Origin of the sequence: Chitinophaga sp. GbtcB8 (genome assembly GCF_019091455.1) — a bacterium.
Lineage (GTDB): Bacteria > Bacteroidota > Bacteroidia > Chitinophagales > Chitinophagaceae > Chitinophaga.
The window spans coordinates 60,488-86,786 of record NZ_JAGXJN010000028.1; the positions used below are offsets into that span (position 1 = coordinate 60,488).

Below are 26,299 nucleotides of genomic sequence, written 5' to 3' on the forward strand. Positions count from 1 at the left end.
GCGGTGTACGTTTGTTCATTGCAAAGCTAAGGTTCCTGGCTGACAGCCCTATGTCAGCAGCAACAGGAAGTTATTAGGCGGCAGTACGCAGGTAAGCGGCAATGCGGGCCAGCTGCCGTTTGGCAATGTCATCTTTTTCTTCGTTTTGCAGGTACTCTGCCCAGTCTAAAGGCGTACCCTGGAATATTTTGTCTTTAAGATCCAGCCGGGCGCCGGCGTGCACCAAGATCTTTACAGTATCCAGTGAGCCGGAAGATACTGCCTGGTGCAGGGCCGTGGCATGATTATGGAAACTGCATTTTGCATGTGGAAAGGCGTTTATATCCAGCTCCATTTCCAGCAGCAGGGTAATAATGTTTGTTTGTCCGTAATAGGCGGCAGCTGCTAAAGCCACTTCTCTTATTTCCTTACCGGCATCAGGCCCCAGCCGTTCTACGCTGCTGGTAAGCCCCAGGCAGGCGGCTACGGGCAGGGTAAGGGCTTCCCCATGTTCCAGCAGGTGTTTGGCTGCTGATACATTGCCATGGGCTAATGCGCCCAGCGCACCATTGGCTATAGCGCCTGCATCCAGTAAAAGATCCATCAATGGCAGCTGTACGCCGCAGTTGCGGGGCGTGCTGCCGGTAGCCACCAGGCCCAAGGTATGATTGAGCTGCCGCTGTAATGTACCCGGCGCATGCTGCTGAATAGCGCGTATAATAACAGCTGCGCTGTCTGTAATATTATCGGGCAGGGTACCGGTGCGGATGGGGTTATCTGCAATGAACCATAACAGGTAAGGTTGTTTAAGGTAGCCCTCTGCAGGCATTTCCAGCCGCTCGCTCACTATTTCCGGATGTAACGCCAGCAATTGTTCCAGCGCAGTGGTATCCCCTGCATCTATAGCCGCAAGGGCCTCACGGAACAGGGGGTGTGGAATTTCCGGTTTGTCCATAACACAAGATTGATAGAAGAACACGAACATTAAATCCAGTCGGTTGGCAAAGATCTGGTTGAGCGTATGTGTTGTAAATGAAAATACCGGATGGTACTATAGCCATCCGGTAGAAATGTAACAATTTTCATGCACAAGAAAAAATGTAGAATGCTGCCTTATGAAGGCAGCATTCCGGCAGCGCCAAAAAGGGAGGCTTGCTCGCCCAGCGCTGATAACACAAATGACGTGGATAAACTGTATGCCTGCATTTTTTCCTGCAGGCCGGTTTTAAATAAGGGAAAGGTTTGCGCAATATTTCCGCCCAGCACTACCAGCTCCGGTGTGGGCTGTAAAGCAGCTATGAAGGCGCCCAGGTTAGCGCCAAATTCATGGAACAGGGCTGCTACGGCCGGTTCTGTTTGCGCCACATCTGCAATGGCCTTTACATTTTTAGCGGTTTGCCCGCTCAGCTCCCGGTACCGCTGCATGATCCAGCGGGCGCAGAAATATTCCTCTGCCCGGGATGCCAGGAAAGGCGTATCAAAAAAAGCCGCATCCCTTACAATGCCATTTTCCGCTATGGCCGATCCAAAGCCGGTGCCCAGCGTAAAACCCATGGCATTCAGCCTGCCTTTGGCAGCCCCGTTGTATAACTCGCCCTGTAAAAAACACTGCGCGTCATTAGCCATTTTAATGTGCGATGCAGGCAGCTGCAGCTCCTGCGCCAGCAGGTCTTTTACATTTAGCTCATATAACGCCTCATATTTATGCAAACCTTTAATAAGGGAAATACCTTCTTCATACTTAAAAGGGCCTGGCATGGCAATACCTATCTGCTGCACGCCTGCGGCGGCCTGCATGCTTAAGCGCATTACCCTGCTCCATGCCTGTATGATCTCCGGCGCAGTGCCCTGGGCATTTACCTGCTCGCGGTGAAAAGAGCCCGGTACCAGCATTCTGCGCTGCTGGTCTATTAATGCGGTCGTGATGTGCGATCCGCCAATATCTGCTCCCAGCACTACGGGGTGCCGGCTGTTTAATGCATTACTTTGTTCCAATGTGCCTGAATTTGTTCTATGGATTGTCCTTTGGTTTCCGGAACCAATTTATAAACCGTAATAAATGCCAGTACGCAAAACAGCGCAAAGAACCAGAAGGTAGGCGCTGTGCCGATGCCGTTTAAAAGCATGGGCGTTAGCTGCCCCACAATAGTATCTGCTACCCACATAACCATTATACTAAAGGATAATGCTTTGGCGCGGATATGATCCGGGAATATTTCCGCTGCTATCACAAACTTCAGCGGGCCTATGGAAAAGGCAAAGAAAGCCAGGAAGGCCAGCACGCAAAGCAGCAGGTAAATGCCGGTGGTAGCGCCGGTATAAAAACAAATACCCGTTAATACCAGGCTAACAGCTGCACCCGCAGTGCCCCACAGGTACAGGGGCCTTCTGCCTAAGCTATCTACTTTCCAGATAGCAAACAGCGTAAAGAAAACGTTGGCAGCGCCAAAGAATAGCTGGCTTAATAAAGAGTTGCTGATGGTAATGCCGGCCTGGTGTAAGATGGTAGGCCCGTAATAAATAATGGCATTAATACCGCTGAACTGCGAGAACAGCGGCAGTAAGATGCCTATCAGCAGCGCACGGCGGTAAGCCGGCGCAAAAAGCTGCCCGTAACCGCTGTTGGTATGTGCAGCCGCTGTAGCGCTTTCCTGCTGCTGTTTTAACCAGCGCGGGCTTTCAGGAATAATTGTTACGCCCAGCAGGAACAGGATAGCAGGTATAATACCTACGCCGAACATTTTACGCCAAAGGGCCAGCCCGCCTGCTTCTGATGCATATTGTAATAACAGGGCATTGCTCAGGTAAGCAATAAAAATACCGATGGTAATAGCCAGCTGGTAAAAGGTAACCAGCCGCCCCCGTTGGTGATCCGGCGCTATTTCAGACAGGTATAAGGGCACTACGCTGGAAGCAATGCCTACTGCCATGCCGCTAAAGATACGTGCCATTATAAGCCAGGCAAATACCGGTATGAAGGTGCAGCCAATAGCTGCAAACAGGAATAAGAGGGCTGCCAGCAGCATAAGCCTTTTACGCCCCAGCCGGTCGCTGAGGTCACTGGCAAAGATCACCCCAATAATGCAGCCTGCCAGTGCAGAGGATACAAACCAGCCCTGCTGTGCAGCCGAGAGGTCAAACTGCTGCTGTACAAAAGGCAGCACGCCGGATACCACGGCCATATCAAAACCAAAAAGGAAGCCACCCAGGGAGGCTATGAGCGTGGTAAGCGCCAAGTTGTTATGTGTTGATGATCGTGTCATTTTCCTGAAATAAGATCGCTAAAGAGCGGGTGTTCCGGTTTTAAAAAAGCCTGTACTACTTTTGCGCGTTCGCTGCCGTTATTGGTAAAGGTGCAAACGTCCGCTGCTGCAGGTATTACAAAAGTTTCCGCATAATGGTATACCGTTGTTTGCCCACTGGCAGTAGTTACGTTAATGGAAGTACCTTCTACCAGCATCAGCACCAAACAGCAGTTGCCGGTAGGTACGGTAATGGTGGTATCAAACTCCAAACGGTGAACGTCATAAAAATGAACAGCATGGGTAGGTACGTGTACAATCTGCCAATCCGTACCCGCTTTAATAGTAGTGGGTACTGACCGTAACTGCTGCGTAACAAGAGCTCCCTGTCTGCTGAAATCCAGGTTGTTGAATGCATGGTCTATGCTGATGGACCGGGGCTTGCCATCAAGGCCCGGTCTTAACCAGTCATACATTTTAAACGTAAAAATATACGGTGTGGCGCTGATCTCCAACACAAGATTATTAGTACCTGCACTATGTATGGTACCGTTAGGTATTAAGAACAGATCGTGCTTTGCTGCTTTGTGCAGCTGCACGTAGTCTGTAATGTTAAGGGGCTGCTGGTTATCCCGGCTGTTTTCCAGCGCGTTACGGAAAGCTGCCGGGTTTATTCCCTGCTGAAAACCCAGGTACACACCGGCATCGTCTTTACAATCCAGTATGTAATAGGTTTCATCCTGCGTAATGTTCTCTCCAAAATTGTCGCGTATGTACTGCAGGGCAGGGTGGCATTGTATAGACAGGTTACCGCCGTCAAACGTATCCAGGAAATCAAAACGGATGGGGAACTCGTATTTGAAAATGGCGGCATGGTTACCTAAAATGGCGTTATGCTGGTAAAACATCAGCCATTCAAAAGGAATTTCCAGCAGGTTATGATCGCTTTCAAATATTACTCCATTTTCCGGCACAATCATTTCAAAAGACCAAGCGTAATTCGTTTCCTCCCGGTTCAGGCCGGGAATATGTTCCTTCATCCATTGCCCGCCCCAGGCGCCGGCTTCAAACCAGGGCCGTACACGGAAAGTGTTGCGGCTTAAGCTTTCAATGCCTGCCTGCAGATCCGCGTTAAATATCCAGGTAAGCGTATTGCGCCACTGGGTATCTGCCATAATGGTAATGCGTTTGCCCAGGGATTGTTTATAATCATTCAGCACCACCCAGTCCACAAAATAGGCGCGTTTGTACATTTCATTATAAACTTCCACCTGCGTGTTACCCAGGTTGGTAACGGCACCCGCACGCATACGGTATTGCAGCTCATTCTTGGGAAGGTCTAAATAAATTACCGGGGCCAGTGTATGTGTTAATGCAGCGCCGGTACCTATCACAATGTGAATAGCGCTGGCATCAAGCTGCGGGGTATTCAGCGCGCCGGGCTTAAAGAAGTCTGTTAATGTGAGCGTGGTCCTTGTGCCCCAAACATCCCCTTCTTCGCCAATAAAAGGCGCTACTAATTGCTGTACCTCCTGCGCTGGTTTCAGCAATGGTGCGGTATAATGCCATTTTACGCGCAGGCCCTGCTGCAGCAGCTCCTGGTCTAATGCCTGCTGCACGGTATCCCAGCAAATGCCGGTATAGCCATCTATCAGCACTATAGGTTGTGTGGCTATCCAGGCAGCCAGCGTGGCATAACCGGAAAATATTTTTCCATTGCCCAGCGCATGCGTTGGGTAAATATTATAACCGTTAGCCGGCTGCCTGTGATTGTGCAGCGGCAATAAGGGTTGTGAGCTTTCTCTCCATTCCAGCTGCTTTTCCCGGCCGCTGTTCATAAGCGGCCCCTGTGTTGTTGTATCCATAGTGTAGTACCTGTCAGTTTTCTTTACCGGGTTGTAACGCGTATCATCATAATACCTTTGCCAGGTATGGTAAACGTGCTGCCTAATTCATTGCCATCTTCTTCCAGCAGATTGCTCTGGTGAACGTTTAATCCGCTATGGTCCTTTGGCTGCAGGTTTACCTGTGCCGGTGCGGCAGCGGCATTTACCAGCTGCAGCAGCACGCCTTTACCATTGCGGGCAGGGTTTATATTTTCCACGTAAACAGTGGGGGCATTTATGCTGAAGAACAATGATTCCTCTGCTGCGCCGGTGGCTGCTGCAGCTACCAGCGGTTGGTGGTTGGCCAGGCCGTATTGATTGGCGGCTACTACATCATAGGCTTTGTGCACCTGCAGGTAATAGTGGAAAGTGGCGGGGCCTTGCTGGTCGCGGCGGAAATTGGTATGCCATAGGTTATTCATTACCCATGATGCAATAACCGGCTGCTGCTCCGTAAAAGAGCGCCATAAGGGGGAAAAGTGCAGCCCGCCTATTAAACCGGCGGTAGGGTAGCGGCCTATTTCAAACAGGGGCGCATCCGGGCTGCTCCAGGTAACGCCCATGTCTTTATTGGATACATCTACCCAGCGCTGCTGCGTATACCAGTTACGGTTAGTATAAGGCAGCTGGTCTGCTTCTGCTGTAATGCTGCCCCAGGGAATGCTGTAACGTACCTGCGCGCCGGGCACGTGGAAAGGGAATACAAAGTGTACGCTTTCCTTGTTGCCGATGGCTTGTTTATCAATAGTGTTAATCAGCTCTACACGGTCTATACCTGCTACCAGCTTAATTTCCTGCTGCAGCCCATTGGCGCCGGGCGCCGTTGCATTTACCAGCAGGCTTACTACCAGCGGGCCTTTTTCTTTTACCTGTATGCGGGCATTGGCGGCGTATTGTATTTTTTCAGCAGAGTCGCCGGGCAGGTAGGTGTATTGGTTCAGCCCTGCTGAATCGGCCAGGTTTACGGTGCTGCCTTTCTTTTGCAGGCGGGTAATGTTGCCGGTCTTTTCATCCAGGGTAATGGCATAAATACCATTCTGTAAGGTGTTGTCTTTTACAGTAGCCTTGTCCGTTATATAGGCAGCTCCTTTTTGAATGGTGAAACGCTGCTTGGAAAAAGGCGGTATATCCTGTACCAGGAACGCCAGCTCCCCGCTGCTCAGGCGCTGGGAAGGCATTTTATTGCCTTTATGATCCTTTACCAGGTCGCCTGCGTTGCTAAGTGAGGCAGGCACTACTACCAGCTCTGTGCGGCGCTGTGAAAGCGTATTGAACACATCTACCGCACTGGTAGTAGTGGCTTCGCCTGCCTCACTTTTAGTAAGCAGCGCATTGGTTTGAGCTGCTCCGTTTAATGCAAAAGCCTGTTTGTAGTTCCATTGGGATATAACCTGGGGATACTCCGGGTGCGAAACGCTGTTGTAGGCGCCCCAGGTATGCTCATTGAACATAATGATGTTGGTCCAGGCCGTATCAAAATCAGCGGCAGGGTAATTGGGCTTACCCCGTAATGCCCAGATGGCCCCGGCCTGCTGCAGACGGTCAGAGGCATTGCGGTTAATGCCTGTTTCCCGTGCGGCAGATGCAATGCCATCTGTCCAGAACTCCGTATAATCACCGGCTACCAGTGGGATCTTATCTTTATTGGTGCTTTCAAAATCCTGTAAGAATTGTTTGGCAGAGGTGATGATCAGTTTGGGAGAAACATACCTTTCATTCCAGGCTTTTACTGCTTCCGGCAGCTCCGGGTCTATAGGCGCATTATCGCTCATAGCCCAGGTGAGTAAGGTCATGTTATAGGGAAATCCTTTTTGCTCCAGCTTAGCCAGGTAATCAAACAAAAAGGGATCCAGGAAATTTTCTTCCGGGTGGCCGGTGTAATAAGGTTTGGGGTCTTCTATCGTGAAAAAGTTAGGGATCTTATTGCCTTTGATCTGGTAACCGATGGAGTAGGGGGAAGATTGCCAGAACAGCAGCTTTTGCCCGCCGGAAGGCGACTGCCAGTAAAAAGGTTTATCGCGCCACTGGTCTGCGCTGCCAATACGGTCCGATGCATTGGGCGCGCTCAGGAAATAATGCACACCGGTAATATCCGATTGTGCAGCCAGGCCCCAGGAAGCGCCGGGTACATCACCCTGGAACATAGAGTTAACAGTTAAACCATGCTCCTTACCCAAACGAACGCCGGTGTAGAACATATGCATGAGCTGCGCGGCGCTGGTGGCGCTGGTGTTAATGTTGCCGTAACCGCCATCCAGGTTGATCCATCCTTTTTTAACAGCATCCCAGAAGCGGCGCTGTTTTGCTTCATCAGATAAAGCCAGGTAATGCTCCACCACCCAAATGGCTTCTGTATTCCATTTAAAACGCGCTTCCGCAGGATAAGCGGCAGAACGCTCTGCTATCTTAATGGCTTCATCAATGTTATTCATGTGAATGGCCAGCACTTTTGACTGAACATTGGTATAACCAACATCCACATGGGAGTGCGGCATTACATATACCTTCCAGTCTGTACGTGCAGGCGATACTATGCAGCGGGCGGTGTACTGCTGTCCGCCGGAAGTATAACGTACATACACCTGCTCATCCTTTGTAACAGGCGCGCCGGGTAAAGGAACTTCATAATCTTTCAAACCTGCTGCTGCAGGGGCTATGGGCAGGCTGTCCTGCAAGCCGTTAATTGAAATATACAGCTGCCCGCCTGTATAACTAAGGCCGCCGTGAAATACCAGCCGCGCCATTCTGCATGTTTTGCCATTATGCTGCAGGTAAGCAGTAGTAGGCTGTAAGGCAACAGAAGTAAAGGAGGGTTGTTGTTGCGCATAAGCGGCAGTACCGCATAAAAAGGTGAGCGCAACCAGGTTAAACAGTCTTACTTTCATACGTGCAGTTCTATATGTACAAACATATATACATATTCGCACTTCTCCAACTAAAATTCTTTATTTATGGGATTTTCAGCGGAAATGGACAAGTGCTGAAAACAAAAAAAGCCCACCGGATTCCGGTGGGCTTTTTACACTTTGTATGAACAATATTAGAAGCCAGGATTGTTAGGCAAAATAGCAGGGTTCACATCCGTTTCCTGTTTGGGAAGCGGGAACAGTAATTGCTTTTCTGCAAACGTTGCGTTGAATACAGTTTTGTGTCCAACAAAATTATCCCAGGCGCCGGTTACATCGTTATGTACTTTGCGCGTGCGTATCATATCAAACCACATCTTGTTCTCAAAACACAGCTCATAATAACGCTGCAGCCATACTTCCTGCTCAAAGGCAGCCTGTCCTAAAGCACCAATAGGCGCCAGCTGTGCGCGTGCACGGATAGCATTTACGTACTTAATGGCATCGGCATTGGGCCCGCCTTCTGCACGGTTAGATGCTTCTGCATACAACAGGTATACATCGGCCAGGCGGTACAGCGTATAGTTCAGGTTTGACTTGGCAGTGTTAACTACTGCAGATGAATCAAAGTATTTGTAAATGTAAGGATGGCGGAACGTAATGGTATCTGTACCGCTCTTGCTTTTATACTTGGTAAAAAAGAACTGACGCTCTTTTACGCGCTTATCGCCCGCGGGGAAAGATGCAATGAACTGGTTGGTGGGATACACGGAACCATATTCATCTGAGTATTGTGAGATCCCTGAGTAGTTCGGAATAAGCAGCGGTGTCAGCGGGTTGTTAGAGGGTATAGAAGCATCGTACTGCACCTGGAAAATGAATTCTCCCTTGTTCTTATTTGCCGGGTTAATCATGTCCCTGTATTCAGTGAACAGGGAAGCGCCGCCGTTATCAATAGCCAGCTTGGCATGTTTGGCAGCTTCTGCATAGTTGGTAGCGCCACCGTTAATAGCTGCGCCAGCGTAAGTCAGGTACACATCTGCCAGGATGGATTGAACAGCAGCCATGGATATATGACCGGTATTGTCTGACCAGGGCAGCGTTGATTTTTCAGCTTCCAGCAGATCAGGAATAATGATCTTATCATAAATATCCTTTGCCGGTGTGCGGGGAACGTAGGTTTCATCTGCCCCTTTAGCTATAGCAGTTACCATGGGAACAGCACCGTACATGCGTACCAGCCAGAAGTAGTATAAAGCGCGCAGTGCATGGGCTTCTGCCAGCATATTGGTTTTATCTGCGTCCGGTACATCTGTAACATTAGGCAGGTTTTCCAGCGCAGAGTTACAGGCGCCTACACCCTGGTACAGGCGGCGCCACCAGGTATCCACGTAAAAAGAGGTAGCACCATAGCTCAGGTTCTGGAAGGTTACATAGCCGGTTTGCCCCAGGTCGCTGTTAGCCTTACCGGTCATAAACTCCATCAGGTTATAAGTGTTACCGCCGTAGGAACCATCCTGCCCGGCCAGGAAGCCTTGCAGATCTTCGTAGCAGCCATTGGCAAATGCATGGGCCACTTTAACGCCGGAAAGCGGGGTGCCGGGTTTAATAAAACCGGTGGGCTTTTCTTCCAGGAACTTTTTACAGGAAAAGCTCGTTAGCACCAGCGCCGCTAATAATATATTTTTTACTGTTTTCATTTTTCTTAAGTTTTTGTTTTCACTTGGTTTAAAGGAACATCATTACATCCGTTTCACTTAGCTGTTAAAAGCCCAGTGATACACCCAGGTTCCACACGCGGGGACGGGGGTAGGAGAAGAAATCCAGGTTTTGTGAAAACGCACTGTTAGAACCGTAAGTAGTGTTAAAGGTTTCAACTTCCGGATCATAACCGCTGTAGTCTGTGATCACGAACAGGTTCTGTACACTGGCGTATACGCGTAAGCGGTTGATCTTCGTACGGCCGAACATAGATTCGGGGAAGTTGTAGCCCAGCGTAAAGTTCTGACCGCGGATGAAAGATGCATCCTCTACCCACCAGGTATCAAAGTGAGAATCCTGTGTGAATTTATAGCTGCGTACCTGTGCGATCATGGTGTTCTGGTGCTCAGGCGTCCAGGCATCCAGTACCGTTTTCAGGCTGTTGGCCAGTGTCTGACGGTCTTCTGTAGAGTGTTTGAAAGTTGCGGCAGCATTTACACCTTGTACTACACGAATGTCAAAGGAGAAATCCCAGTTCTTGTATTTCAGGGTGCTGCTGAACATACCGGTCCATTTCGGATAGGCGCGTCCTATGATGCTGTAGTACGGAGTACCGTCTGCATTGTAAATGTATTTACGGTCGCCGGGCAGCAGGCTGTGTTGTGCTGCTTCAGCTGCTTCGTCGGTGCTGTAGGTGCCCAGGCGGGTCATACCATAGAAAGAGCCGATAGGCTGGCCTACACGCAGTACGTTGGTTTGGCCCAGGAAGTTAGGACCAGGGAAAATGTCTGCATTACCACGGTTCAGGTTCAGGATCTCGTTCTTGTTGGAGGTGAAGATGAAGTTGGTGGTCCAGGTTAAGTTTTGGCTTTTAACGTTCACCGTTTGCAGGTTCACTTCTATACCGCTGTTACGTACGGAACCTACGTTCTGGTAAACGTTGGCAGTGCGCATACCGGCAGACCAGGGAATGGGCGCCTGCAGCAGCAGATCCTTTGTAGTTCGGCGGTAGTAGTCCAGGTTCAGGTTAATGCGGCCGTTAAAGATGGCAAATTCCAAACCGGCGTCAAACTGCAGGGAGCGTTCCCATTTCAGGTCCGCGTTACCAAGATAACCGGGCAGCAGAATGGATGCGTTGGCGCCTCCAAGCGGAGTGTTATCAGCAACGATCTGCGGCTGTGAAAGGTATTGGCCAATTTCCTGGTTACCGGAAATACCATAGCTGGCGCGGAGTTTCAGCAGATCTATCCAGCTTGCCTTTTTCATAAACTCTTCCTGGCTGATGTTCCAGCCTGCACCTACTGACGGGAAGAACGCGTATTTATTGTTCTCACCAAAACGGGAAGAACCATCATACCTGCCGGTTGCGGTGAACAGGTACTTTTCGTTAATGTTATAGGTAACACGCGCAAAGTAAGAGTTCATGGACCACTGGTAATCGCCGGAACCAATGGCCTGGCGTACGGAACCTGCATTCAGGTTATGATACTGGAAGAAATCACTGATGAAGTTCTGTTCTTCTGTATTGAAATTTTCGTTGTTATAACGCTGGAAAGAGATACCTACCAGGGCGGTCATGCGCTGGTGTTCGTTGATCTTCTTATTCCAGGTCAGGTAGTTTTCAGACTGCCAGTAAGTGTTGGTGTTGTTGTTAATGATAGCAACACCGCCCTGGTCTTGTGATAAGTGCGGCAGATCGGCTGAAGAGAAATAGTTAGACTTGAGAGAGTTCAGGTTATAACCAAAGTCTGTTTTAAAATCCAGGTCTTTGGTGATATGAAAGTTCAGGTAAGCATCGCCAATAGCCTGCAGGTTATTGTTGAGCGTGTACCTGTTATTTGCAATGTGTACCGGGTTGGGACCGCCTTCCAGGCCGGCAATATCAAAGTTGCCTGCCCAGCTGCCATCAGGATACTTTACCGGTAAAATGGGCACTTCTTCACTCACCATGCGGGGTACGTTCAGGCTGCCGTTACTCTCAGATACCACACGTTGTTTGCTGGAAATAACGGAAACGTTACCACCTACGCTCAGCCATTTGTTCACATCATTATCAAAGGTTAAACGGGTAGAATAACGTTTGAACCAGGATTGTGTCATCAGACCATCCTGATCCAGGTAACCTGCTGATAAGCTGAATAAAGACTTTTCACTACCACCCTGTACGTTAATGTAATGGCTGTGGGATATAGCCGGTTTGTACACTTCTTTTTCCCAGTTGGTGTTGTACAGCGGTTTGTCGTTAGCATCAAACAGCAGAGGGAAGTTAGTGTGGTTCAGGGCTTTGTCCGGCGCCCAGGTACCATGATCAGGATCGAATTTGGTAGCATTGGCAAAAGCCAGGTTATATGTTTTTACAAATTCATCTGAGTTCAGTGTAGGCAGGTGACGATACAGCTCACTTACGTTCACATTGCCTTCATAGCTTACACGGGTTTGGCCGCGTACGCCACGTTTGGTGCTCACGATGATCACACCATTTGCACCACGTGCACCGAAGATAGCGGTGGAAGATGCATCTTTCAGCACTTCAATGGAAGCGATATCGCTGGGGTTCAGCGCATTCGCGTCTACGCCAATTACCCCATCCACTACGTACAGCGGATCAATGTTAGAGTTAATGGAGCCAATACCGCGGATGCGCACCTTAGCTACCTGGCCGGGAGCGCTGCTGTTGATGTTTACATCCACACCAGCTACTTTACCCTGCAGGGCCTGTGATACGTTGGGTACGGGCCTGTCCATCAGCTGTTCTGCCTTTACAGAAGCTACTGAACCGGTAAGGTCAGATTTTTTGGCAGAGCCATAACCGATCACCACTACATCATTCAGCTGGCTGGCTGATTCTTCGAGCGCAACACTGATGTTAGTTTGATTACCTACGGTTACTTCTTTGCTGGTAAAACCCGTAAAAGAGAAAATTAATACGGAGCTGGCATCAGGCACCTGTATGGTAAAAGTGCCGCTTTCACTGGTAATAGTACCGTTGCTGGTACCTTTTATCTGTATGGTTACATTGGGCAGCGGCGTTTTATCGCTGGCATTGGTAACCCGCCCGCTTACCTTAAGCTGGGCCATTGCATTTATGGAGAGCAGCATGCATGCAATGGCATAATAGATAAACTTTCTTTTCATAACAGGTATTTTGGTTTTACGAATAGATTGCTTGAAATGGTTTACGAATAGATGTTACTTTGATTTTTTAGCCTTGGTTTCTAATTTGAATTATGTGATGACGGAATTTGGTTTACGAATAATATTCAATAGTTTACGACTATAACAACTATTGGTTTTACCAATAGATCGCCTGATCTGGTTTATGTATAGCTGTTACTTTGGTTTAAGCTTTGGTTTCTAATAATTTAATTTCAGTTACGAGATGACGTGATTGATCTAAGAATAACGTTCAACAGTTTACGACTTTAATACCTGACGTGATGCTCCAATACCTAACGAGATACTTAAATAACAAGTTTAATCCTTTAAAAGTCTATTAAGCAGAACAGCTATTTATGCTGTACAGCCCATTGTTTCAATAATGTAATAACATCGAACAAAACACCTGCTTCCCCCCTAAAATCTTTTGACCCCTTTGGTTCACCGGTTTGCACATCATACCACTCGTAAAAGCCTTTATATTTTAAAGCTCTTTCCAGGATGGGATCCAGCTCACGGGTGGCTTCCTCTATAAATCCATTGGCAATAAGCGCCTGTATCATGCGGCCGCCAAACCAGGTCCAGTCGCCGGCATTCTGATACACATAAGGTTTCATGTTCGGAAATTCCGTGGCCGGGTAGGGCGGGTATACTGTGATACCAATAGTGGCATGTTTTTCTTTAGCTGCAGCTGTTACCATTTGTTTGTTGATGGCTGCAATTTCTACATGATCATGAAAGCCGGCGAGTATAGCACAGGTGCTGCCACCGGTATATAAGATCTCCTGTTCGTTAAATGCGTTTGAGAACGGGCTGCCGTTCAGGTACAGGTGTGGAATATATTTTTGTTTACCGGCCTGCCACAGGTGCATGCGTACATGCTGGCGGATATCTGCGGCAATCTTTTTCCAGTCTTTGGATGCCTGGTATTCTTTTGGCTGCATGGCCAGGAAATCCTGCACAGCTATTACGAACATGGCATTGTCATAAATATCAATGCTCCATTTTGTTTTGTTGTTAATGGCTACGCCCCAGCCGGTTTCAGGCTGCACATCTCCCCAGTCAATGGTGGTAGCGCCGGTGATAAGGCCGTATTTAGCGGAGTACCTTTCTTTCAGCAGGTAGCTGAAAGCTGCTTCCATACGCTGTAATACCGTGCTGTCGCCTATTTTTTCCTGCAGAATGGAATGGTCGCCGGTAGCGTCAATATATTTTCTAACCGCCTGCACCAGGGATGATTCCTGGTCCGTTTCTACCGTGTTCTTATGCGCTGCCCATCCGGGCGCCAGTTTAGAATACCTGTATTGATAACCGCCGGTGGCTTTGCGTGCATCAATAACGCCGTCTACTATATTACCATCGCTGCCCTGCATTTTAAAGAACAGCAGCAGCATTTCCTTTACTTTTTCTTTTGGATGTACCTGTAATGATCCTTTTATGAAGGTATTAAAATCGCGGATCCATACTTCCCCATAGGAAGTGCCTGCAGCAAACCCGGTAAGTAAACGTAATGCTCTTGCCTGGATCGTATCTAAGCGGCTATCAGCCAAAATGGAGGTGGCTAAAGTATTGTTCCTGCTCTGTGTGAACCCAGTAAAACCATTTAGCAAAAAAGAGAAAAAAAATATGGTAATAACGGGAATCGTAAAGATGCGCCTCATGTGCATGGCCCCTTTAATTATGTACAAACATATAAACATAAATTAACTTTTGCAAGAATTCTTAAAAATAAGTTAAATAATCTTATTTAGTATTTATAAATTTGATTGTCAGTATTTTAGGTGGAAGCAGGCAATATTAGTTGGTTCATATTCCTTCTGTTTCCCTTAACTTTGATCATACATACTATCATACTCTTTCATATGCCTACTATTATATTTTCATTACTTTTTGCCTCGACCTATAGCGAATATGAATTTTAGTATTGACCACAAAAATCCCTTGCCGCTGCATGTGCAGGCGGAGAATTTGCTGCGTACAATCATCAGGGACCCGCAGTATGCAAATGGAAAATTTTTACCTAATGAAGTACAGTTAGCCAAACAGCTTGCCATTTCCAGATCCACGTTAAGGCAGGCGCTCAACAAATTAGTGTATGAAGGATTGCTGATCCGCAAAAAGGGGGTGGGCACTAAAGTAGCGGAACCTACTATCAGCTCCAAATCCAAGAACTGGCTCAGTTTTACACAGGAAATGAATGCCCGGGGAATTATGATCAAGAACTTTGAGCTGCATGTAACCTGGGTAACACCGGATGACGCAGTGGCCAATTTTTTTGACATCAGCACCAACAAAAAGATCCTGAAGCTGGAAAGGCTGCGGGGTAAGGCGGAAGGGCCTTTCGTGTATTTTATCTCCTACTTTCATCCACGGGTAGGACTTTCAGGAGAGGAAGATTTTAAACGCCCGCTATATGATATCCTGGAAAAAGATTACATGGTCACGGCCACACTTTCCAAAGAGGAGATCTCTGCCAAGTCGGCCGACAAATTCCTGGCCGGTAAGCTGGAAGTAGAAACCGGCAGCCCTATTCTTTGCAGGAAAAGATTTGTGTACGACCAGGGCGAGCGCCCCATTGAGTTTAACCTGGGGTATTACCGCGCAGACAGTTTTGTATATACCGTGGAAAGCAGAAGGGACTAGCCTTCCTCATCTGTTCAGCAAGTATTATAGCAGCACGAATGATAGCCGTGGGAACACGGTTAAGGAAGTTATGTCCATGGACCATCAACTACTTCCGCGGTGAAATATTACTATCCACCAGCCAGTTGGTTAACAGCGGGGGCCATGCTTTCAGCGATTGTAAGTTAGAGCGGTAACCCATATTAAAGGCATGATTGCCATTGGCGAATATATGCGCCTCCACCGGTACTTTGGCAGCACGGTACCTTTGCAGCAGCTGCACAATAGGTACGGAACAGCACTCATCATCATTAGCCGCAATCAAAAATGCAGGCGGCGCATTGGCCGGTACCTGCTCCGGCACACCTAACGGCCCCGGGTATACGAGTATCTGGAAACTGGGCTTACCATTCAAACGGTCTACAGGATCTTTAGCCCGTGGATCGCCTGCGCCGGATGCATATGCCACCTGCGCTACCACCTCTCCACCGGCAGAAAAGCCCCAGATGCCTACACGGGCGGTATCAATATTCCAGTCTGCCGCATGGCTGCGTACCAGGCGCATGGCGCGGTAAGCATCCTGCTTAATTTCTTTTTCCAGGGTGTAGGGCGATCCTTCTTCCCGGAACAAACGGTACTTTAAAATAATAGCTGTTATGCCTATGCTGTTCAGGTATTTGGCCGGCTCTACACCTTCTGAGTTATACACCAGCAAACGGAACCCGCCACCCGGGCATATTACCACGGCCGCACCGGTAGCTTTTTCTTTAGGCGGCAGGTACACGGTAATGGAAGGGTTGTGCACATTTTTTATGTAATAGTCTTTAGCCTCTTCCGGCTCATTACGGCGGCTTTCATACCCCGGTGCGCCATTAGGCCATAAATGGATCACCTGCGGAGTATCCTGTGCCAGGGCAGTAGCCAGGAACAGGGTACAGATAAACGTTTGCAGCAGAAACCTGGTATACGTGGACATATTGAAAGTGTTTGAAAGGATGATGGGAATTGACTAAACAAAATAATAAAAAACCGTTACAAACGAAGGGGGAGGAACTATTTTACATTCCTTAAGCCCCGCCGTTGTAACGGTGATGATCACTGACTAACGCTTCCTTTGTCTACCGGTCCTCCTTCAGCGACCATCCTGTTTTCAAACCAACCACAAAAAGTACCAATAGCACTTCACCTAAAGCCAGTATTATATCGCCCGGAACCCGCAGCCAGCGCAGGAGCTGCATGGTATCCGTATGCATGAATGCGGCTGAGCGGGCATACCAATAACCATGCTGTATGGAGGCAATCACCTGCAAAATGCCCATGGGCAATATGCTGATGGTAACCATTACCAGCAGGCCAATGTTAATGCTCCAGAATGACCATCCCAGCAGCTTATCATTCCAGTGTTTATCCGGGTATAGACCACGCAGCACAAACAACATGAGCCCTATACCCAGTATACCATATACGCCGAACAAAGCAGTGTGCCCGTGCACAGCGGTTGTATTCAGCCCCTGTATGTAATAGAGGGCAATGGGCGGGTTAATGGCAAACCCGAAGATGCCTGCGCCCAGGAAGTTCCAGAAGCACATGGCAATAAAACAGTAAATAGGCCATTTATATGCTTTGATCCAGTTAGCGGAGCGGCTGAGCGTATAGTTATGATATGCCTCAAACCCAATGAGCACCAGCGGCACTATTTCCAGTGCGCTGAAAGTGGCACCCAGGGCCAATACCGCCGTAGGGGTAGCGCTGAAATAAATGTGATGGAACGTACCAATGATACCGCCGGCCAGGAACACAATAGTAGAGAACAGCACCCCGGTAGTAGCATATTTAATGTGTAACAAACCCAGGCGGCAAAAAAGGAACGCTGCTACCACGGTGGCAAATACTTCAAAAAATCCTTCTACCCACAGGTGTACTACCCACCAGCGCCAGTATTCTGCTATGGCCATATGTGTTTGCCGCCCGTACATTAAACCTGCTGCATAAAATACAGCAATAGCAATGGATGCAATTACAAACAGCGTGAGCAAATGCCGGCTTTCATCGCGCCTGCGCAGGGCCGGCAGCAGGGCCCTTAACATCAGCACCAGCCAGATCACCAGCCCTGCCAGCAGCAGTATTTGCCATATACGGCCCAGCTCAATGTATTCATAACCCTGGTGGCCCCAGTAGAAGTTTTCTACCAGCCCTAACTTTTGCATTACGCCTAACCATTGCCCCACCAGGGAACCGCCTACTACTACCACCAGCGCACCAAACAATACGTTTACGCCTAAACGTTGTAATGGAGGTTCATAACCGGATACTGCCGGTGCAATATATAAACCGGTGGCCAGCCAGGAAGTAGCTATCCAGAAAATGGCCAGCTGCACGTGCCAGCTGCGGGATACGGAGGCCGGCAAAAATTTATCTAATGGTAATCCGTAAAAGGCGCTGCCTTCCACACCATAGTGCGCGGTAATAACTCCCGCTGCCATTTGTACCAGGATAAGGATGCTTACGATCCAGAAATATTTCAGCGTGGCTTTCATGGAAGGCGTAACCGGTGAATCCCGCAGGGGATCTGTAGCAGGCAGCACCACGGCTTCTTCATCTTTATTCTTTGCATGGTATAAGATCAGGAGGGCTATACCGGTTAGCAGCAATAGGATGCTGAAACCTGACCACAGGTGCAAAGCGGCGCCCGGCACATTGCCCACCGTTTCATCGCCCGGCCAGTTATTGGTATAGGTAATATTACTGCCTGGCCTTTCGGTGATACATACCCAGGTGGTCCAGGCAAAAAAGGCATTCATTTTACGCATGCGTTCCGGGTCCTTGATGGTGGCTTCGGGAATGGCATACTGTTCGCGCAGCATGTTAAACTGCGGATCCGTCATAAATAAACCGGTGTAATACGCGGAGAGCTGTTGAAAAGCCTTTGTGCGTGCAGCAGAGAATACAATGCTGTTCTGCGGCTTGTTGAATGTATTGCGCCGTATATTCTCTTTCAGGCGCTCTTTGTACAAGGCCTGTTCATCGGCCGGCAGCTGTGCATATACCTTTCCATCTGCAGCAGCAATTTCTTTAAGCATTATTTCAGCTTCGCGGTGCAGGTAATCGGCGGTCCAGTCGGGTGCAATATAGCTGCCATGCCCCCATATGCTGCCCACGGTTTGCCCGCCAATGGACTGCCATACATTTTGCCCGTCTTTAATATCCTGCCCGGTGAACAGGGTATTGCCTGCTTCATCCACCACTTTCCCGGGGATGGGTGGTAGCTTACGGTAAATGTCGGTTCCAAAGAAGATGAGGACGGCAAAGGAGCAAATTAAGGTCATAGCAAGTCCTATCCATAGTTTTCGTACGGTCATGTTGGTTAGATTAAGATGTTAGATCAGGGAGGTATGTTAGTTCGGGATATTTTTTACATGGATCATAATACGTGCAATACTGGCGGCCCTTTTCCCGGCATTTTCCGCCACTTCGCCCTCAAACAGCTCATCCAGTGTGGCATGGAATAATAACAGCCAGCGGTCAAAATGGGCTCTTTCCAGCGGTATGGGTAAGTGTTTGCTCATGGGATCAGACTTGTATTGTTTCGTGTATAACAGCAGGGTGCCCCAGAACTGGCACATGATCTCCAGGTGAGGGTCCCAGTCTTTTATAATACCGTTAAAAACAGGCGCCAGCAGCTCATCCTGCCTAACCTTATCATAGAAAGTATACACCAGCTTTTTTATATCTGCTTCCGTTGTGATATCTGTTTTCATGATACTGGTTTGAGAAAATATATTAATACCTTTTTGTCTTTTATTATTGCAAAAAAAGCCATCACCTTTTCAGGAACCCAATGCTTTTTGCAAGCTGGTCGTGAAACTCGTCCAGCTTGGTGGATTGCAGGGTTTTATAAATGTCTTCCCTTATTTTTTTGAACTCATGGTGGAGGGGGCAGGGTTTTACATCTGAGCAATACTCCAGCCCCAGGCCGCAGCCGGAAAAAAGCTTGTCGCCGTCTATTGCTTTCACAATATCTGCCAGGGTGCATTTAAGGGTTCTATTATCCAGGTAAAAACCGCCGGTAGGGCCTTTCAGGGAAAGTACCAGCCCTTTGCGGCCAAGGTCCTGCAGTATTTTGGCAATAAAATGTTCCGGGGAGCCAATGCCTTTGGCTATGTCCTTCACACCTACCCGCACATCACTCTTCGATTGCTGTGCAATGAAGATCATGGCGCGGATAGCATACTCGCAAGTTTTTGAGAACATTCCTTTTTAAGTTTACAATGCAAAGATAGTATTAATGGAATAATAAAAGAGTTTTTAGTCTTTTATTGTGAAAATAATTCCGGGAACCAGCCTCCATTAAAAAAGCACAAGCGCAACAAGTGCGCCTGTGCTTATGATCTTACTTACAGAGAGAGCGGAAGTCCGCTTATTATTATTTGATCTTGATCAGCTTCAAAGTTTTACGCTGGTTGCCCTGTATCACTTCCAGGAAGTAGCTGCCCGGCGATAATGACTGTCCGAACTGGAAATTGGTATTAGGCGTTACAGTACGGTGGCTTTCCACAATACGGGCATAACTATCCAGCACATTCACCATCAGCGGTTTGTCATTAACCGGGGTAGTGCTTACCAGCTCAAAATAATCAGCGCTGGGGTTGGGCATCACCTTAATGTTAAGGCCACTGTTGGCAGGCGCAGCGGCAACAGCTGGTTTTATGGATTCTTTGGCTTTTTCCGTCATGCGGCCATTGCCTTTACAGTTAATGGCTACCTCTTTCAGCACCGGTGTAACTTTGGTATCTGTAGTTTTCAGAGTTGCCTTGTATTGCACATAACGGCCGTTGATACCCGCGGCTTCGCCCTGGGCATTAATGGGTTTAAAGGCTTGCCAGGTACCATCATTCGGATTATTTGTATTACCAGCGCTCACGGAGATGGCTACACTGGTACCGGCCGGTGTTTCTGCATGCCAGGTAACGGCGCCCCAGTCGGTAGCATCGCCTGCATCAAACACGCGGGAGGTAAAGCTGCCGCTGGGCGTATAGGGTGCTACGTGCATCCAGTCTATAGATAAAGCGCCATCTGTGCTTGCATAGTCGCTGATCTGGATGTACATTTTTGAGGTCATGGTTATATTAATAACAGCGGCCGGTTTGGCGCTGCCATCAATGAAAAACTCAAAATTGGTGGCGTTCCATTTGATCTTGTAATGGTGCATGGCATCCAGCAAATTACTGCCCAGCTTTACTTCTACATTGTTGGAAGCCCGTGCATAGATATTGCCATCACCGCTGCCTCCCTGGCCAATGGTTACCCAGGGGCCATCCACATAAGGCTGGTCAATGGAAAAACCTATGTTCTGGTAGGCGCCTGCGGTATACATGGCGGAAAACTCCATGGTGGATCCCGGTTCAAAAGGATTGTTGGAAAAAATATGGATGCCGTTGGCGGTGATAACACCATTGTTATTAACAGCAGTACCGTCGTTGTTATAACGTGCGCCGGTCCAGCCTTCGGGGATGGTTTTCACCAGGCTCAAAAACTCTTCGGTTAATGCCGGCTGCAGGGTTACGCCACCATCTGCAGTTACTGCGGCGCCTATATCAGGATTACCCTGGTTAAACTCCGTGCGGTCAATAGCACAGGGGGCTTCCGGTAAGGTGAATTTTAACGGCGGTGCGCCCAGTGAAGGTTTGGTGGTAATATTACCTGCCATATCCTTGGAGGCTACACGAAAATAATAGGTAACACCCGGTACCAGCCCGCTTAAACGCATGGCGTGGGTGGTAGATGGTGCATTATCTTCTGTTTGCAGGGAAAGGTCCTCTGCATTAATGTTATAATGAATGGCAGCTGCTGCTTTTTCATTGGTGGTCCAGCTAATAGTAGTGGTGCCATCTGCATTGGATACTGTTTTTAAGGCAGTGATCACCGGCGCTATGGTATCCGGGCCTGCTTTGTGGGCGCCGGCTGCAGCTGTTTTTACTACCGGGCTGTTAGCATCCGGTATAAACACTACATCTACCCAATAGTTATTGGTGCCAAAGTTATCGTCGGGGAAGGTAGGGGCATCGGCATATTTATAAATGCCGTTAGGACCATCTTCTCCGTTGGCCAGCGCATGCAGCGGGCCATTCACCACGCCCTGTGTAAAGAACGGGTTGGTGCTGGCATAGTCGCCTGTGGCGCTGAAATAAGCAGCTATGTAAGTTGTGTTAGCGGTAATGGCAACCGGTTTTTCAAACAACACTTCTTTCCATCCGGTGGAGCTGTCGCCTGTAAAGGGCGCCTCTGCCAGCTTTTGGCCGCTGTTGCTCCAAAGATGCACCTGGTATTTTCCGCTGCCAGCTTTGCCTTTGTAAAAGCGGATACCATTAATATGGCCGGCCTGCACAGACCTGAACTTAACTCCTATTTCAATAGGCATACCATCATCCACTGCAGGAGTAGTGGGCGCATCTGCCGGTTGAAAAATAGATGTGTCAACAGGTGAATGACCGGCAGAACGATAGGCGGCTGCAGCCTGCCGGGCAGAAAAAAGTGAGCAAATTACCAGCACAGAAAGCGACAATCCCGCTAGCTTTCCGTAATCATAGGACAAGGAATTACGTAACATGTTAGTATTAAGCGCTTTTAATAAAGATATCGGTTTTTAGGCGCTGGAAAAATACAAATAAAAAATATAAATAAAAGAAAATATTAATTAGTTGTTGATAATCAATTAAATAAAATTTTTCAGAGAGATCATATCAGGCAATGGTGCATTTTGGAAGGTAAATGAGATAATCACATGAAAGTTATTTTAACAGAAAAGCATGCCAGGCGAATGACATGCTTTTCTATTTGATGATAATAACAGCAGCTCCGGCAACCGGAATAACTTTTTAAAGGACATAGGGATGCTAATATGAAATGAATTATTCCGCCAGCGATACTGCCAGCAGATACCAGGCTGCATGCGGCAGCCATTGCTCCGCCCAGCGCCAGTCATAATCCTTGCCGGTAGTAGCATAGGAAAGGTTAAACTCAATATCTTCCTCATTATCCAAACCGCTGGTAATACCATTTACAATGCCGCCCGGCGCATTGGTATATTCAAAGGTGCCAAAGAAACCATAGGCCGGGTTATTATGGCCGGTGCCCTGCAGCATACAGGCATCATAGGGGTTCAGGCCCAGGATCCAGTTCAGCTGGTCCAGCGCAAAACGTTCCAGGCTGTCGTGCAAAGGTTTATCTTCCTTAAACAAACCTGCTGCCATACGGGCAGCGCTGGCCATAGAGCCTAAACGCGCATTTTCTCCCTGCCACCAGGGCGCTGTTTCTGCACCATGCGGGTAAAAGAAAGCAGTGCGGCGCTTGCCGGCTGTATCCTGCACCAGCTGGCGGCTATAGCCGAAAGGATTATTTACTTCATGGGTAACAGATAGCTCAAAAGCCAGGGAACGTTTGATCACTTCTTTGATATGGTTTTGTGTAGCACCATCTGCAATGGAATAATAATCCACCAGGCTAACCAGCGGGTAACCTGCATCTGCTGCGTGGAAGAAAGGACGGTCCTGATCATCAGCACGCCAGTAGTCATGGTACTTTTTCCAGGAGCTGAGGCGCTGCATCAGCTGTGCCGCTCTTTTATCAGCGGCTGCTTTATAGGCCGGTTTTTTAGTGGCCTTGTATAATTCTGTTGCCGCTTCCAGCGCGCAGTAATCATCCACGATATTTTCTTTGCCGTCATTCGTCATGCCGGCATTGTTCTTTTCAAGGAAGGTAAAGGCATCTTCCGCAGCGTGCAGGTAATCGGCGTTGCTGTATTCACCGGAAGTATCGTAGGTAGATGCGATGGCCAATGCAGCAATTGAAATACCGGCGCCGGAGCGGTAGCTGGACTGGTACCCTTTCCAGTCGTCGCCGGCAGTTTTTTTATCCGCTGCCTGATCTTTGGATTGTTTAATGCTGTAACCTTTCTCCTCTCCATGCACTACACGGTCCTTTGCCAGCTTGCCCGGGCCGGGCGCTGATACGGACCGGTAAAAAGAGCCATTGGCCGCATGTACACGCGCCAGGTAATCGGCCCCGTACATGGCTTCATCCAGCAGGCGGCGGTTATACTGGCGGTAGTCCGTACCGCTTTTTTTATGCAGCAGGGCGTAGGTTTTTAATAAGCTCCATACGGTAAGCGATATTTGCTGCGGGTTAAAGTAGGTGGAAAAAGTAAGGTGCGACAGGTGTTTGCCATAGTCTCCCGTAGCATCGTACCAGCCGCCATGCATATCTACGGTATCAGTAGTTTTACCGGCCAGCAGTAAATGACGGTCTGCCTGGTCCAGCAGGCCGGAGCTGCGTTGTCCTTTAAAATAATAGATCACATCAGAAATGGTGGCCTGCTCCAATATATTTTTACCAATGCGGAAAGGGTAGGAGCTGATATTTTTACCGGCAGCTGTTATTTGCAGCTGGTAAGTGCCGGGTGTATTGAACGTGCTGAAATCCATGGTCCAGAAAACCCAGTTCTTCCATTTTTGTACCGGGCCGGTAAATACAGGTTTGCCGGTAAACACGGCTTTACCTGCTGCATCCAGCAGCTGAAAGGTGTTGATGGCTGCCTGTTTGCCGGCAACAATTACAGCCTGTTTGGCTTTGCTGCCTTCGTACCCTACATGATTAGTAACGATCTTAATGGATTGGGCGCTCAGGTAAAAGGGAATGCATAACAGTAGAAAAAGAAGGCTGCTTCTTTTGTTTTGATATAACATAGCGGTGTAGTTTTGGCTGCTTACCAGAAAAATACTCATAAAATGTAGAATGTAAAATTTTAAATCATAAATGTAAAAGGGAATGCAGTGGAGTTTATATCACTCGCTGCATTCCCTTTTTACATTTATGATTTTACATTCCATCAATCATGCAGCCAAAAACTAAATCCCCTGAACTTTTCGGATAAATACCACTGGCTGGTAAAGGCCCTTTTATTAGCAGCGCCGGCCTGGCTTTGCAGCAACATGGTTACTTTGCCATTGGCGCGCAGAGCTTTGTTGGCGGCATCTTCAGGCAATACCGGTACAATATGCCCGGAGAGGGAAAGCACCGTACGTTGCGCTACAATAATGCCTGCTTTGCCTTTGTTCACTTCATCCTGGAACTCCGTAAGGTCAAACATGCGTTTCCAGCCAAAATCATCGCCAAAGTCATTGAACCAGTTATACAGGCCGTTGGCAGTTATTTCATTAATGGTATCGCCATAGGTAACGGGCACAGTTTCTCCCTTTGCCAGGCGGGTAAGCGCTTTACCGCTCCACCATACGCGGGGCAGGTAAGCTTTTGCCAGGAAGCAATAATCGTAGGCGTAAATATTACAGAAGGTTTGTTTGTTAGCCGGCTGGTAACGCGGGCTTTTTTCCACGTTCAGGAAATCAATGATCTGCCAGATCTGGTTTATCTTGGTCAGCACATCGGCCCCGGTACGTTCCGGCATGCCAGGCTCATTCAACGGAAAGGCGCGGCCCGATGTTTTTAAGCGGGTAATGCTTTGCGCTGTTTTCATATGTACTTCCTGTACCGTGGTGGCTTCATCTTCCGGGATGTCTGCCGCTACGCTATCCAGGAACGCAGAGCTGACAAAACCGGACAGCTGTTTACCACTTACCGTTGTGCTTACAAACAGCCAGCCGGCGGGGTGTGGCTGTTCAATTTCTGTTACCAGTGTTTCCTGGGGCAATACCGTAATAATATTACCGGGTTCTATGGCGGCAACACTCCGCAGGCGCAGTGCTGTTTTTACTTTGAACTGTGTCATGTTATATAAGTTTTATCCCTGGGGTTCAGCGTCTTTATGATCCGGATCAGTGGCATCATCATCCTCATCTGCATCCGGCAGCACATCATTAATATCATCTGCCTTTGCAGTATTGGCATCCGGGCTGGGCGTAACAGCTATTGTGTTAGCCGGGATGGTACCGCGTTTATCTGTAGGCAGCTTGTCTTTGAATGGCACCTGTTGATCTGCCCTTACATTGAACAGGGTTTTAAAAAGCTCTTCCAGCTTTTTGGATGCTTCTTTTGAGAACAGGCCTACCATACAGGCAATGGCCATCATGCCAAAAGGGTTCAGGGGCGGCACTGGTGCAGGCTGTGGCTTCGGAGGATTCTTTGGTTTCTCTGGTGGTTTCGCTGCTTTTACCGGTGCTGCACCCACTGTTTTAGTAGTGTCTGTGCTATCCGCAGAAGGCGGAGGGCTCTGTATCTTTACAGAATCCGAATCGCCCGGGGCTGGCGCTGTGTCGGCAGGGGGCGCCTGCGCTGTGCTGTCGTTGGAATTTGCAGGCGGAACGGTGCCATAGGTTAAAATGCCACCGCGCAGCAGCATGTAAAAGAATAGCGCCATAGCCGCGCCAATAATAGGGCGTAGCATGTACCAGGGTACCCATGATGTTACAAAGGAACGGTTGCCCACAAAAGCGGTAAAGGAAATAAGCAGGTGCACACTGGCGCCCAGCGCCCCGCCCAGCGTCATAAGCAGCAGGTAACGGTGCTCCGGCGTAAAGGTGTAAGAACGTCCAAACAGGCATACCTCTTCAGGCATACCGGAAATACCGGATGGCCACACCTTCAGCACCACATACAATAGCGTAATGCCCAGCAAACCAAAAAATACACTCAGCACGGTAAGTAATACGTAATCCTGCGTTGGTTCGGCATCATTAGGGATCTTGCTCTCCATAGATAAGCAGCATTTATTGGGGTTAGAAAAAAGGTTATCTGATCTTTTGGGAGCGGTGTAACCGCTGTTCGTACATCCAATATACGGAATATTATTGCGAAATAAAACCCTGGCCGCTTCAGAGTAGTGGGATTATTTTATCATGATTTGTCTAGTTGTTTT

General features: G+C 48.5%; 17 protein-coding genes. 1 reads left to right on the forward strand and 16 read right to left on the reverse strand.

Going from position 1 to position 26,299, the window contains the following annotated elements; translation table 11 throughout:
• Nucleotides 1–73: 73 nt before the first annotated feature.
• The 8 genes from KVT36_RS22005 to KVT36_RS22040 form a co-directional block, all read right to left on the reverse strand.
• The gene (locus KVT36_RS22005) at nucleotides 74–934 is read right to left on the reverse strand and encodes an ankyrin repeat domain-containing protein (protein ID WP_217605600.1); all 861 of its coding nucleotides are present in this window, start codon (nucleotides 932–934) and stop codon (nucleotides 74–76) included.
• Nucleotides 935–1,092: 158 nt separating this feature from the next.
• Nucleotides 1,093–1,974: an ROK family protein gene (locus tag KVT36_RS22010; protein ID WP_217605601.1), complete on the reverse strand. Its 882-nt coding sequence runs from the start codon at nucleotides 1,972–1,974 to the stop codon at nucleotides 1,093–1,095.
• Nucleotides 1,953–3,242 carry an MFS transporter gene (locus KVT36_RS22015; protein ID WP_217605602.1) on the reverse strand — a complete coding sequence of 430 codons (1,290 nt, stop codon included), beginning with the start codon at nucleotides 3,240–3,242 and terminating at the stop codon, nucleotides 1,953–1,955. The genes KVT36_RS22010 and KVT36_RS22015 overlap by 22 nt, the downstream gene beginning before the upstream one ends.
• Complete coding sequence (locus KVT36_RS22020) at nucleotides 3,239–5,086, reverse strand: class I mannose-6-phosphate isomerase (protein WP_217605603.1); 1,848 nt, start codon at nucleotides 5,084–5,086, stop codon at nucleotides 3,239–3,241. The genes KVT36_RS22015 and KVT36_RS22020 overlap by 4 nt, the downstream gene beginning before the upstream one ends.
• A 23-nt stretch (nucleotides 5,087–5,109) precedes the next feature.
• Nucleotides 5,110–7,992 (reverse strand): glycoside hydrolase family 38 C-terminal domain-containing protein, encoded by a 2,883-nt coding sequence (locus KVT36_RS22025; protein ID WP_217605604.1) that lies wholly within the window; start codon nucleotides 7,990–7,992, stop codon nucleotides 5,110–5,112.
• A gap of 155 nt (nucleotides 7,993–8,147) precedes the next feature.
• Nucleotides 8,148–9,653: a RagB/SusD family nutrient uptake outer membrane protein gene (locus tag KVT36_RS22030; RefSeq protein WP_217605605.1), complete on the reverse strand. Its 1,506-nt coding sequence runs from the start codon at nucleotides 9,651–9,653 to the stop codon at nucleotides 8,148–8,150.
• Between the two features lie 64 nt (nucleotides 9,654–9,717).
• On the reverse strand, nucleotides 9,718–12,789 hold the full coding sequence (locus KVT36_RS22035) for a TonB-dependent receptor (protein ID WP_217605606.1): 3,072 nt from the start codon (nucleotides 12,787–12,789) through the stop codon (nucleotides 9,718–9,720).
• Between the two features lie 371 nt (nucleotides 12,790–13,160).
• Nucleotides 13,161–14,360, reverse strand: coding sequence for a hypothetical protein (locus KVT36_RS22040; protein WP_254640138.1), 1,200 nt, complete (start codon nucleotides 14,358–14,360; stop codon nucleotides 13,161–13,163).
• A 361-nt stretch (nucleotides 14,361–14,721) separates the two neighbouring features.
• On the opposite strand from KVT36_RS22040, the gene KVT36_RS22045 reads away from it, so the two are divergent.
• On the forward strand, nucleotides 14,722–15,453 hold the full coding sequence (locus tag KVT36_RS22045) for a GntR family transcriptional regulator (RefSeq protein ID WP_217605608.1): 732 nt from the start codon (nucleotides 14,722–14,724) through the stop codon (nucleotides 15,451–15,453).
• A gap of 88 nt (nucleotides 15,454–15,541) precedes the next feature.
• Here KVT36_RS22045 and KVT36_RS22050 read toward each other — a convergent pair whose 3' ends face one another.
• The 8 genes from KVT36_RS22050 to KVT36_RS22085 form a co-directional block, all read right to left on the reverse strand.
• Nucleotides 15,542–16,408, reverse strand: a complete 867-nt coding sequence (locus KVT36_RS22050) for an alpha/beta hydrolase (RefSeq protein ID WP_217605609.1) — start codon at nucleotides 16,406–16,408, stop codon at nucleotides 15,542–15,544.
• A 142-nt stretch (nucleotides 16,409–16,550) separates the two neighbouring features.
• Entirely contained in the window at nucleotides 16,551–18,791 is a 2,241-nt protein-coding gene (locus KVT36_RS22055) for a nitric-oxide reductase large subunit (RefSeq protein ID WP_217605610.1), read from the reverse strand.
• Nucleotides 18,792–18,827: 36 nt separating this feature from the next.
• Nucleotides 18,828–19,190, reverse strand: a complete 363-nt coding sequence (locus KVT36_RS22060; RefSeq protein ID WP_217605611.1) for a group III truncated hemoglobin — start codon at nucleotides 19,188–19,190, stop codon at nucleotides 18,828–18,830.
• A 61-nt stretch (nucleotides 19,191–19,251) separates the two neighbouring features.
• A complete protein-coding gene (locus KVT36_RS22065; protein WP_217605612.1) occupies nucleotides 19,252–19,683 on the reverse strand; it encodes an Rrf2 family transcriptional regulator in 432 nt (143 codons plus the stop codon).
• A gap of 172 nt (nucleotides 19,684–19,855) precedes the next feature.
• Nucleotides 19,856–22,039 carry a DUF4082 domain-containing protein gene (locus tag KVT36_RS22070; RefSeq protein ID WP_217605613.1) on the reverse strand — a complete coding sequence of 728 codons (2,184 nt, stop codon included), beginning with the start codon at nucleotides 22,037–22,039 and terminating at the stop codon, nucleotides 19,856–19,858.
• A 301-nt stretch (nucleotides 22,040–22,340) separates the two neighbouring features.
• Nucleotides 22,341–24,173 (reverse strand): glycoside hydrolase family 9 protein, encoded by a 1,833-nt coding sequence (locus KVT36_RS22075; protein WP_217605614.1) that lies wholly within the window; start codon nucleotides 24,171–24,173, stop codon nucleotides 22,341–22,343.
• 143 nt (nucleotides 24,174–24,316) lie between these two features.
• Nucleotides 24,317–25,213, reverse strand: coding sequence for a hypothetical protein (locus tag KVT36_RS22080; protein ID WP_217605615.1), 897 nt, complete (start codon nucleotides 25,211–25,213; stop codon nucleotides 24,317–24,319).
• A gap of 12 nt (nucleotides 25,214–25,225) precedes the next feature.
• A complete protein-coding gene (locus tag KVT36_RS22085) occupies nucleotides 25,226–26,137 on the reverse strand; it encodes a hypothetical protein (protein WP_217605616.1) in 912 nt (303 codons plus the stop codon).
• Nucleotides 26,138–26,299 lie beyond the last annotated feature (162 nt).